At 26.8% G+C, this 12,370-nt stretch carries 8 protein-coding genes; 5 read left to right on the top strand and 3 right to left on the bottom strand.

Annotation, left to right across the window (positions count from 1 at the left end; all coding sequences use genetic code 4):
- The 4 genes from JXZ91_RS02910 to JXZ91_RS02895 all read left to right on the top strand — a co-directional run.
- Positions 1–974: fatty acid kinase subunit FakA-related protein (locus JXZ91_RS02910; RefSeq protein WP_506736982.1), on the top strand; the 974-nt coding region annotated here is incomplete at its 5' end.
- A 7-nt stretch (positions 975–981) separates the two neighbouring features.
- Positions 982–1,980, top strand: a complete 999-nt coding sequence (gene plsX / locus JXZ91_RS02905) for a phosphate acyltransferase PlsX (RefSeq protein WP_205851518.1) — start codon at positions 982–984, stop codon at positions 1,978–1,980.
- Entirely contained in the window at positions 1,973–2,674 is a 702-nt protein-coding gene (locus JXZ91_RS02900; protein ID WP_205851517.1) for a ribonuclease III family protein, read from the top strand. Before plsX ends, JXZ91_RS02900 begins: the two co-directional genes overlap by 8 nt.
- 1 nt (position 2,675) lies before the next feature.
- Complete coding sequence (locus JXZ91_RS02895; RefSeq protein ID WP_205851516.1) at positions 2,676–4,037, top strand: AEC family transporter; 1,362 nt, start codon at positions 2,676–2,678, stop codon at positions 4,035–4,037.
- 377 nt (positions 4,038–4,414) lie between these two features.
- Here the strand turns inward: JXZ91_RS02895 and JXZ91_RS02890 are convergent, their stop codons facing one another.
- Both JXZ91_RS02890 and JXZ91_RS02885 read right to left on the bottom strand, forming a co-directional pair.
- Positions 4,415–5,311, bottom strand: coding sequence for a nucleotidyltransferase (locus JXZ91_RS02890; protein WP_205851515.1), 897 nt, complete (start codon positions 5,309–5,311; stop codon positions 4,415–4,417).
- On the bottom strand, positions 5,311–5,499 hold the full coding sequence (locus JXZ91_RS02885) for a hypothetical protein (protein ID WP_205851514.1): 189 nt from the start codon (positions 5,497–5,499) through the stop codon (positions 5,311–5,313). Before JXZ91_RS02885 ends, JXZ91_RS02890 begins: the two co-directional genes overlap by 1 nt.
- 279 nt (positions 5,500–5,778) lie before the next feature.
- Here JXZ91_RS02885 and mnmE point away from each other — a divergent pair, with 279 nt between their 5' ends.
- A complete protein-coding gene (gene mnmE / locus JXZ91_RS02880; protein ID WP_205851513.1) occupies positions 5,779–7,128 on the top strand; it encodes a tRNA uridine-5-carboxymethylaminomethyl(34) synthesis GTPase MnmE in 1,350 nt (449 codons plus the stop codon).
- 40 nt (positions 7,129–7,168) lie between these two features.
- Here the strand turns inward: mnmE and JXZ91_RS02875 are convergent.
- A partial coding sequence (locus JXZ91_RS02875; RefSeq protein WP_205851512.1) for a coiled-coil domain-containing protein occupies positions 7,169–12,370 on the bottom strand: 5,202 nt, incomplete at its 5' end.

Genomic DNA, 12,370 nt, shown 5'->3' with positions numbered 1-12,370 from the left:
AAGTTTTTGAAGGAGAATTTGGTTATTGTACTGAATTTATTTTAGAACTCAAAAAGCCTAAAAAATTTAATAAAGACCTTTTGGTTAACAAATTAGAAAGAATTGGAAGTTCAATGGTTGTTGTTCAGGACAATTCTATTCTAAAGGTACATATTCATGCAATTAGACCAGGAGAAGTTCTAAATGCTGTTAATAGTTTGGGTCAGTTTATTAAAGTTAAAATCGAAAATATGACGCTACAAGCCAACGATAGTAAAAAGAATACCGATAATTCCAATAATAAAAGAGAAGTTGAAAATGGCGAATTACAAAAACCTAAAAAATCCGCTGTAATTTCTTGTAATTCAGGTGCAGGTATAATTAATTTATTAAAAGAAAGTGGGGCTTCATATATTGTTGAAGGAGGACAAACAAATAATCCTTCAATCAATGATATTGTATATGCCATTAATTCAACAAATGCTGAGACTATCTTTATATTGCCTAATAATTCAAACATTATTTTGTCAGCTCAACAAGCTTCAACAATTATTAAAGATAAAAAAATTATTATAATTCCAACTAAATCACAAGCTCAAGCTTTAGGTATTCTATATAACTTCAGTGAAGAAAATTCAATTGAAGAAAATCATCAGCTTATGAAAGATGCTTTAAATAGTATTCACTATGGTGAAATCGCTCCTTCTATTAAAACCACTAAATTAGATGGTATTAAAGTGAAAGCTGGAGAGTTTATGACTATTAAAGAAGGTAAATTAATTAACACAGCGCCAACTTTTAATGAAGCTGCAATTAAATTATTAAATGAAATGATTAATGAAGATACACAGATTGTTACTTTATTTTATGGTCAAGATGTTACAGAGGCAGATATAAGTGAATTACAAAATTATGTAGAAGTTAATTTTGATGTTCAAATTGATATATATAATGGTGGCCAAACTATTTATCCATATCTAATATCAACAGAGTAGGTGTTAAATGAAAAAAATTGTTTTTGATATATTAAATAATGATAATGGGCACTATGAAGCAACTAGAGCTGCTTTAAAATTTAAAAAAAACTTTCCAGAATTTGAAATTATTTTGGTTGGTGATGAAAAATACATTGAAGAAACTTTAAAAGAAGAAACCAAATTATTTACAATAATTAATTCTTGTGAAATTGCACATATTAAAAATTCTCCAAGGGATATTTTAAAAAATAAGTCATCTATGCTAGATGCCTTTAATTATTTGGTAGAAAATGATTGTGATGCTATATTGAGCAGTGGAGATAGTGGTTCTTTAATAACTTTATCTAGCTTAAAGATTAAAAGGTTACCAAATGTTTCTAGACCTGCTTTTATGCCTGTAGTACCAACTACGACTCAAAAAAATATATTATTACTAGATGCTGGTGCTAATGTAGAAACCCCGGCTGATTATTTAAATAATTGAGCACTTGTTGCCACTAAATATTATCAAAAAATGTTTGAAAATAAAAACCCTATTATTGGACTGCTTAATATTGGAACGGAAGACTATAAAGGTAATGAAAATGTAAAGTTGGCTAATAGTCTACTAAAAGCCAACAAAGCAATTAATTATCATGGTTTTATTGAACCAAAGGACGCTGTTAATGGTGTTGTGGATATTGTTATAGCAGAAGGTCAAACAGGAAACATATTTTTAAAAACTATGGAAGCATCTTTTATGGGTTTTGGTAGTTTATTAAAACAATCCATAATGTCAAATTTTATATCTAAAATAGGTGGTTGGTTATTAAAACCAAAATTAAAGCAAATTAAAAATAGATTTGATTACAGAAATGTAGGTGGTGCCTATATTATCGGTTTAGAAAAAATAGTAATTAAAGCACATGGCAGCTCAGATGAATTAGCTTTTTATAATTCTTTAAATCAAATTAAAAATCTACTAGATAATCAAAATTTTATTAGCGAAATAAAAAACAATCTGGAGGAAATTCAAAATGAATAATAAAGACATATTGTTTTGGAAAGAACTTTCAGAATTTATTAATACATTTAATTTAAAAACGCATAATTTAAAGAGAAATCAAATTGAAATTCTTATATCTGCATTCACTCATAAATCATATTCTAATGAAAATAAAAAATCACATGACAATGATTTTTTAGAATTTATTGGGGACGGTATCTTGCAATTTGTAGTAACTGAATGAATTTCTTCTAATAAACTTTGATGAAATGCTGGATCAGCTACAAAATTAAGAAGTCACGTTGTCGATAAAACTAATTTAGCATTTGTGGCATCTAAATTTAAATTATTAAATTTCTTAAGGCATTCAAAATCTGCTTTTGCAAACGGCTTGAATGAAAAAACAGTATCTAATTTATATGAATCTTTTATAGGCGCAATTTATTTAGTTTATGGTTTATCAAAAGTTTTTGAATTTACAGAACTTACATTAAAACCAACTTTTGATAAGGCATTAAACTTTGAACACAACCATCCTAAAAATTTATTACAAGAGCATTTTCAAAAATCAAGTAATTCTAATATTGAATATATAACAGAAGGTCTTTCAAATTCACAATTTGGCTCAGTTGTTATATTTGAAGGTATAAAATATGGTGAAGGTATTGGTAAATCTAAAAAAGAAGCGGAAACTAATGCTGCTGTTGATGCACTAAGAAAGTTGGGTATCTAAGATGAATTCCACAACTTTATTTACTGGCATAATTACAAATACTGGCCTTTGAGGTGCAATTATTTCTACATTAGTAGTTACACTATTAGGTTTTGTTTTATACAAAACTAAGGTTTTAAATGATGGTGTTACAAATTCAATTCAAAAAATGATTATTAATATCATAATTCCTTTTTTATCTTTCTTTTCGTTTATGAAAAACGCAGATAAATCAGATATTAATATATATGCTATTGTTTTCGGTCTAAGTGCAATTTATTATTTTGCATTAACTGGTATTGCTTTGTTATGAATTAAATTTTTACCACATTTGATACCTAAAAGAGTTTTAACAAGAGCTCAAAAAGATTTCGAAAAATATCAAGCCAATGTGGAATTTGAACAAAAACAAATTTGAAATAGAAATATTTATTTAGAACAACTCCAACGTAAACATCTTGTTACTTGACTAATGTGTATTTATGGTTCCAATATTTTGTTTGCTACGCCAATTGTTTTAGGTGTATTTCCTAATGGACCTGAATTAGGTTCTTTAAATATTTGAAACATATTGTATTATGTTGGTGGTTTTGGTTTATCTTTCTCTTTAATAACAGGTGTTAAGTTTACTAAAAAAGAATTTAAGTATACACTTAAAAAAGCCTTTTTGAACCCTGCTTTTATTGTGGTGATTATTGCTATAGCTTTATGAGCTACACAATATATACCAAAATTAGGTGTAACAATTAAAGATGTAAATAAAACACTATCTGTTTATGGTAGCACAACAAATATTTTTACAAAGGAAGCCACTTTTGGTCCTAACTTTAGTGTTCTACACGGACAAGAAGTAGAGGTGTTAAGCGGTGTTTTAGGTAAAAAAACGAAAATTATTAATTGATTTAAATATGATAATCTAAAAAATTTATGAGTCCCTTATCAAGGTAGACCTACAGGTTGGTTTGATTGAAATATAACTATGCCTTATTTAGCTAAACCAATAAGTATTGTAGCCAGTCTAATAAGTCCACTAATTTGAATTGTTATAGGAACTAGTTTAGCTAAAAATGATTTAAAAGAGATGTTTAAAAAAGGTAAAAATTGATTATTCTTATTTTATAAATCTGGTTTAATACCTTTATTTATATTAGCGCTAGTATCTTTCTTTGTAGCTAAAAAATTAATTCCAGTAAGTGTAGGAGCAATTTTAGTAATGACAGGCGCCGTTCCTCCGGGAACTACAATTGTGCTATATTCACAACATACTAATAATAATGCTAAATATACTTCGCAAGTAAGTAGTTTATCAACAATGACTAGTTTTATTTTTATACCTATGTGATTAGTTATTGGGCAAGTAAGTTTATCTAGAATTGCAGTATAAAAATTGTTGGTGTGTTACCAACTTTTTTTAAAAAATTATAAAGTATGGTAAAATGTAATTGTAAATACAGGTCTGAGCGAAAGCTGTTGGCCAGCCATAGAAAGTTGGGTAAAACCGGCTTTTAAACTATAATTTTTATATGAAAAAATTTATACCAATTTATTTTTTTTGTAAAAGATTAAAAAATTATGATATTGTATAGTATGTATAGATGTAAAAGGCGCGGAGTTAAAAATAACTTGCGGAAGCTAAGAAGCTGAAATATCGGCATAAAGGAGTGGCTAGAGGTCATTTTTTTATATAAATTTAATAATTTAAATAGTGTTATAAATTTTGTTTCATTTTGATAATCATTATTATGAGTAGGAGGTTTTAATCTACCTCTTAATACTTTTTAAAACATATAAATATACTCGTTTTATTCTTGATTTAGTATACCTTTTCGAAGTGCAGCGGTCAACAAATTCATCATAAGTTGAAGCATTTATATTTTTTTTAAATAAATTTTCCATACCCTCTGTAACTAGTTTTATTTTTGCTAGTTGCTGAGGTTTTTTTTTTCTTACTATTTTTTGAAATTTTGAATAAGTGCTCTCAATTGTTTTTAATTTAGTAATTCTTACAGGTGAGTACTTTGAAATATCTTCTTTATCTTTAATCATTTGCCTTAATTTTGTGCCTGAAGCATAATTAAGACTAGTGTCGTCTGAACTATGAGAAATTGTACGTTTAAAACAGTTTAGTTTAATATTTAAATCATTATTAATTATATATTTAGTATATTCAAAACCTAAGATGTCTTGAGGTATATCTTTTTCAGGAATAATAAATTTAAGCGCTTCATAACATGAATATATAAAAGACCTACCAGTTTTCATTATCTCTTTAGCTTTTGTATTATAAAACTCTAAATTCTCTTTGAATTTATTAGCTGCATTTATATAAACATTAATATCCGAAGTATCAGAAGTGCCAAAAACTAGTAAATCAATTCCGTATTGATTTAGTCTATCAATAGCACCTTTTGCAAATATATGAGCGGCTTGTGTAGAAGTTTCAAAATCTAATTTTAAAACTTTTGAAACACCATATTGTTTTGCGATTTTTTTTCTTTTTAAATATGATTGACATGCAATTTCACCTCTTTGGGTGTAATTAGATGATAAAGCTACTATTATTTTAGAATTAGGAAACATTTCTTTAATTTTATTAATTAAATAAATGTGCCCATTGTGGAATGGGTTAAATTCTGCTATTAAACCGATTTTTAGCATTATTTTTTCTTTTCTTTTTTTAGTTTAATTTCTTTAAAACTTCCTAATCCATAATTTTTATAAATATCTAATTCGCGTGTTTGCTCTATTTGGTGTTTAGAAGGTTTTTTAATATCATCAACTAAAATAAAATCATTTTTCTTTTTTTTATTTACTGTTGGCTTTTTTTGTTTTTTAACTACAGACATTTATACCTCATTTGATAATAAATTAATTATATACAAATAATTTATATATAAGTTTTTAATGTTTTTAAATAATGTTAATAAAACTAAAATTGTTTTGTTTTTATTGACATTTAATTAAGACACTTTTTAGTCTTAAAGTTAGCGGTTTTTAAAGATATTGACATATATACATTACTTATTATTATAATTAATTTAACAAACTACAAACTTTTTTATTTTTCTGTTGCCGTTATATACTAAAATAGCGATAATTTTCTAATACTTATATAATATATAAATATGTATAAAAATAATATAATTGACGATACTATTGTTGCTATTGCTTCAGGTAATATAAATCAAGCTATTTCTATAATTAGAATATCAGGACCAGAAGCTATTCAAATAATTAAAAAAATATATAAAGGAAAAATAGGCAAAGATAAAACTATTACATATGGTTATATTTATGACCCTTTAACTAATAAAACTATAGATGAGGTATTAGTTAATTTCTTTATTGGCTCAAAAAATTATGTAGGCCAAGACACAGTAGAAATTAATGCACACGGCGGTATTGTTGTTACTAATAAGATTCTTAATTTAATTATTGCTAACGGCGCAAGGTTAGCTCAAAGAGGAGAATTTTCTAAAAGAGCTTTTTTAAATGGAAAAATCTCTTTAGATAAAGCTGAAGCTATTAATTCTTTAATTCATGCTAAAACTAATATACAAGCTGAAATCGCTATCAAACAATTTAATAATAATGATAATAAAATTATCGAATCACTAGAACAACAATTATTAAACATAATTTCAATTATAGAAATAAATATAGATTATTCTGATTACAATGATATCGAACAAATGAATGCTACCAAATTATCGACATTAGTTTTAAATCTTAAAAATAACATTGAAACAATAATTAAAAAATCTCAAAATGCTATTGATGTATATGAAGGTATTAAAGTTGCTATTGTTGGAAAACCAAACGTCGGAAAATCATCTTTATTAAATGTTTTATTAAATAAAGATAGAGCTATAGTAACAGATATAGAAGGTACTACTAGAGATGTTATTGAAGCTGATTATGAAATTAATGGTATTCCTTTTAAAATAATTGATACAGCCGGAATTAGAAAAACAGATAATAAAATTGAAAATATTGGAATTGAAAAATCATTAGATTCAATTAAAGAAGCTAAAATAGTTGTACATTTACTAAATCCTGACTTAGAAGAAAATCAAGAAGATAAAATTATTAAAAAACTAGCTAAAAATAAAATTTATATTCCAGTTATAAATAAAAGTGATTTATTAAAAAATAAACAAAACAAAAATTATGTTCAAATTTCATCTAAAAACAAAAATGTGTGAGAATTAAAAAATGCTTTAGTTAAAAAATATTTAGATCTTGATTATGAAGATGACAATATTATTTACAACACAAGGCGTTTAGGACTGCTAAAGCAAACACTTAACTGTTTAAGTGCTGCTTTAGAAGGTTTAAATAATAACTATGGTCCTGAAGTGGTAATTATTGATATTAATAAGTGCTGGTCTATACTAAGAGAAATTTTAAATAAAGAATATGATAGTGAAACGTTATTAGATAACATGTTTAATAAATTTTGTTTAGGAAAATAAAAGTCGACAAATTGTCGACTCTTTTTAATTCAAGTTTATTCTAGTGTTTTGTTTTGTCTGTATAATCATTTGATGATTGATCTTCATTTTCACCTATAAACACTACATGGTTTTTAAAAAATTTATCTGGATCAGCATGACTAGTAGGAACAACATAAGCTGAGGATTTTCATCTTTTTTCTTCCGCTTCAAATCTTGATCCAACACCAGGCTCCCTTTTATTAGGTACAGCAAGTCAAATTGCTTTTATTAAATTTCTAATACTATTTTTCAATCCATGTCATTCATTCAAAAAACTTTTTAAAGTATCGGGGTTTCGATAAAACTTTTCAAAAAAGCCATCATTATTATTAAAATGTTTAAGAACTAATTGGATTGCTTTTGATTGATGACTTTTAAAACTTGGTCAAAAATTTCAAAAATTTTTATAATGTAGGTTATCTTTAGTAATTCTTGTATCAGAAAAATTAAAATCTCCTAAATTACCTCTAATTCCTGGATGAGAAGGAAGTGCTAAATATAATTCAATTGGTCAAACACCTTGGTAAGCACCCAGTATATTTCAATTAAGCATATTAAGGAAATGTGTAACTTTGGCTAATAAACTAAAATCTTGAAAATCATTTTGCACCTGTATTTCTTTTCATGCATACTCAAAATCACCAGATCTAGCACTTTTTCTTCCTACTATAAATTTAGTCCTAACTTTGTAATCAAATATTAACCCGTGTCTGTCTTGCGAGAATTTAATTGATTCAATTTTAAGATTTGTAAAGAGAGGACTGATTTTTGAATCCTTTGTATTTCAAATTAATTTATATTGCTTTTTAAAGAAATTATCATCGATTGTTAAATTTGGATTATTACCATTTAAATTTTTAAATGCATCACCAAAACTTCTATATTTATTAATCATAATTATAAAATAATTACTAAAATTATATCTAAAATCAAATCTAGGTTTTCTTGGCATTAGTCCACCAAAAACCTTAGAAAATTTTATTTGATTAGAATTGGTTACTTTGTCATGAATACTAAAATTAATTTTTAAAGTTCCATCAAAATTATTAGGACTAATAAAATTAGCACGAACTTCTAAATGAGGAATTAGATTTAAAGTACCAGGTTTAAATTCTACATCATTAATAGTTAGTGCGGTTGGCTGCGCATTTGTTCTTTTTAGTTCTCAACCACTAATAAAGGCATTTATATTATCTTCAATTCACACACTACGGTTTTTACTGATTTTATCTTTTATAGTAGTATGTATTTTAATATTTGTTTCAGCAGTTTTAAAGGTTTGAGAATCTAAATTATCTGAATTAGGAATTGAAACTTTTCTAATAAGTGTAATATCATTTTCTTCTACTTTTTTAACAAAAAATTCTTCATAATCAAGTTTATCATTACCGTTATCTCATATGAAGTATTTTTTTAGATTTTCATATGAATTATCAATTTCAAAGTCTCTTTTCATTGCCTCATAATCATAAACATCTTCTCTTAGTCGTGGATTTTTAAACTCAAAAGCTTCATATTTTATAGTAGTTTTTATTCTATAATCTCTTGTTTCAGTTAAAGTATCGCCATATATTTTAAATCAATATTTAACTCTTATATTAACATAACCTTTTAAATCGTTATAGGTCATTTTTTCAACTACAAAGTCATATCTATCATGTTCATGACCAATTGAAGTAATGTTGGCGGTTACAACAGAAGAAGGTAATTGATGTGCGTGACTAAGAGAAAATTCTAAACCTTGAGCTTTTTTTAATCATCATAAAGTTCTTGCTTTAGAAATTAATGGTTCTAATTCTTCAAGAGCTAACTTTTCATATTTATCATCACCTAATTCTTTCGTTTTTTTAGCTAATTCTACAAGTTTATCTCCTGTATTATTTAATTTTCCTAAGTTTTCATTAGATAAAATACCTTCATTTATTCGTCAGAATTCCACATTTGTTAATTCGATTGATTTTGTACCAATAGAATTAAATAAATTGATAAGGTGTTCTAGTGTATTTTTAATGTTTTCATACTCTGCTTTGTGTTTTGCAGTTTCTTGAGCAATATAATCTCTTTTTTGTTGAATTAAGGTTGTAGCTTGTCGAATTGTATTTTTTAGGTTTGCCAAGAAAGCAGCATTACTGTCTTTAACTTCATTATTAATAAAGTCTTGAGCAGCTTGGATTAAAGGTTCTAGTGCTGCTATATCTTCATTAATTTTCTTGAAGTTAGTAAGCATTTCAAGTCTATTATAAATTTCTTGAATTTTTTGAGCATGTTCTTGTGCTTTTTGTTTTCAAACAGCTTCTTTAATCTTGTCTTCTAGTTGTTGGATTTTAGTATTTATTTCATCTAATTTTTGTTGTTGGTCTGCTTTATTGTCATTGTATTCTTGAGCTAAAGCTTTAGCCATTAACGTTTCGAGCTTAGTTTTTGCTGTATTGAATTTGCCAATAGCATTATTAATTTCAACTTCTGTTTGAGGGTTAGCATTATCAGCATCTTTTGCTTGTCTATATTCAGTATCCTTTCAACCTTTATATGCGAAATCGTAAAATCATTTGATATCGTTAGCTAATTTATCTTGTGCTTCAGAATGTCTTTTAGCTTCATCAAGTTTATTTTTAAGTTCTGTTAATTTTTGATTTAGTTCAGGAACACTAGTATTTTCTGGTTTGTTATATATATCATAAACATCATTTTCAATGGTATTGATTAAATTATTTAATTGAGTTACATATGCTCTTGTACTGTCATATTTATTAGCATGATCATTTTTCTTAATTAAATCATCTAGAGATTTAATAACAGTTTCAAGTTTTTCCTTAACTTTAGCAATTCTGTCTCTTTCAACACCTTCTAGAGCATCCTTGATTTTAGTTAGATCTCTTTCAATGTTATTGATTAAATCATCTGAATTTATTCTAACTGCACCATAATCTTTATCAGCTGCCAGCTGTTTAGCAGCTTTAGCTAATTCTAATGAAGCTTCTAAAACAGTTTTTATTTCTTTTAGTTTTGTTTCATTCTTGTTTGTTAGAGCTGCATCTAAACCTGTTCTAGCTGTGCTTCATGAACTTTGAGCGTCAGTATATTTAGCTTCTACTTGAGTTTTCAATTGATTATTTTTTGCTACTAAATTATCATATGCATTTTTAGCTTCAGTTGTTTTAGTTTTTAGTTCTTCTAATTTAGTTTTAATTTGAGGAGTTTTATTTTTAGCATCTTTATTTAGGTTTGTTTGATAATCATTATTTTGAGTGATTTGGGCATTTAAGGCATCAAGAGCAGTTACAGAAGTATCATATTTTCCTTCAGCATTTTTAGCAGTTTGAAGTTTTTGAGCTGTTTCTTGAAGTTTTCTATCAATTTCTTCAATAATACCTTTAATTCTTTCTTCTTCGCCCTTAGCTTTATCTTCAGCAGTTTTTAAAGATTCTTTTAGGTTCTTTAAAAGCTCAGTTGCTTCTTGTTTAGGAGCATTATATTCTTTATCAATTGCTTGTTGAATAACTGATTCAACATCTGTAATAGCTTTTTTAAGATCCTCAATAGCAGAATTTAATTTAGTAATGTCATTACCTGCATCTTTAGCATCTTTAATAGCTTTAGTAGATTTTGTTTTAGCTTCTTTAAGAGCATCATCAATTGCTTTTTTAGCACCTGTTAATGCTTTATTAAGTAGAGTTTTTTTAGCATTAGCAGCATCAATTGTAGTTTTTAAAGTATTAATTAAACCTTTAATTTCATCATTTTTATCATTTTTATTAGTGTCATAATCTGATTCAGCTGATGTTATAGCATTAGCTAAATCGTCTAATTTTGTCTTTAAAGGATCTATTTTATCTTCTTGAGCTTCAGCATCTGTTTGTGCATTAGTTATTGTACTAATATGGTCTTGCAATAATTTTTTAAGATTTTTAACACGTTCATTTTCTTTTTCTTGTTCTGATTGTAATTTGGCTCTTAATTCAGCTAATGCTTTATTAATATTTGTAATATCATCGGCAATTCTAGCATCTAGGTCGGTGTAACCATCATTATTAGCGTTAGTTTTAATGCTATTGATTTTAGTTAAAGCTTCTCCATATGCTTGAATTGCTTGATTAATTTTAGTAATTTCTGTACCTGCATTATTAGCTAAAGTTTCAGCATTTTTATATTCCGTGTCTTTAAAAGTTTTATATAAACCTTCATGTTTAGTTTTAATTGTTTTGGCTTTAGCTTCAGCGGCTGTAATAGAACTGTTAGTATCCTTAATTGCTTGGTCTAAGGCATCTAATTCAGTTTTTAGTTCAGCGATAGCCTTATTTTTATCAATATTGTGTTGTCTTAGAACATTTTTTGCACTTTCTAGTTCAGTGTTAGTGGTTATGACAGCTAAATTAATTTCATCATATTTAGTTTTGCCATCTAATTCTTGTTTTTTAGCTAATAAGTCTTGAGTAGCTTTTTGAAGTGCTACTTTAACTCTGTTAATTCTGTCTTGTTCACTTTGTTCTGCTTCTTTTAAAGCATCATCTGCTTCTTTTATAGACTTAGTTATGTCAGTAATTAAGGCTTGTGCTTCTGTTTCTTTAGCTGAATAGTGTTTTGAAGTTGCACTATTTTTAACTTTTTGAGCATTTTCCTTAATTTCTTTTAGTTTTTCAATTACTTTCTTAAGATCGGTAATATTTTTTGAATCTATAGCATTTTTAACTTCTTGTTTTAAATTATTAAATGCTTCTTTTTCTTTAGCTAAAGCATCTGTTATTTCTTTTTTATCTTTAGTATTCTCTGTATTTAGAGCATTGTAAATTCCACTAACTTCATCAGTTAGCATTTTTAGTTGTTTTAGAACAACATCAAGTTTTTGATGCTTAGTGTTTTCTGGTTTGTTTTCATCATTGTGTTTTTGAATAGCATTGGTGTTTAAAGTGTTTAAATCAGGTAGGATTCTGTCCAATGAATCAATGTTACCTTTAGCAGCATTAGCTTCATTACGTTTTGCTTCAAGGTTTTTAATAACTTCTTTTAAGTCTTTTTCTAAAGCGTCAACTCTAGCATCTTCACCCTTGGCATTGTCTAGAGCTTCCTGTGTTTCAGTAATTTTATCATCAATTACTTTTTCTAAGTTTTCAGCTTTGGTTTCGTATTCTTTATATTTATTAGTAATAGCTAAAGCCTTGGCATCAGCTGCTTTTTGTCTTGCTGCTCTTAGTTTCTCTAAAGCTGCCGCTAATTTAGTTGA

The sequence above is a fragment of the Mycoplasma enhydrae genome (genome assembly GCF_017116825.1).
Lineage (GTDB): Bacteria > Bacillota_I > Bacilli_A > Mycoplasmatales > Metamycoplasmataceae > Metamycoplasma > Metamycoplasma enhydrae.
This window is presented reverse-complemented; position numbering and strand designations above follow the sequence as displayed.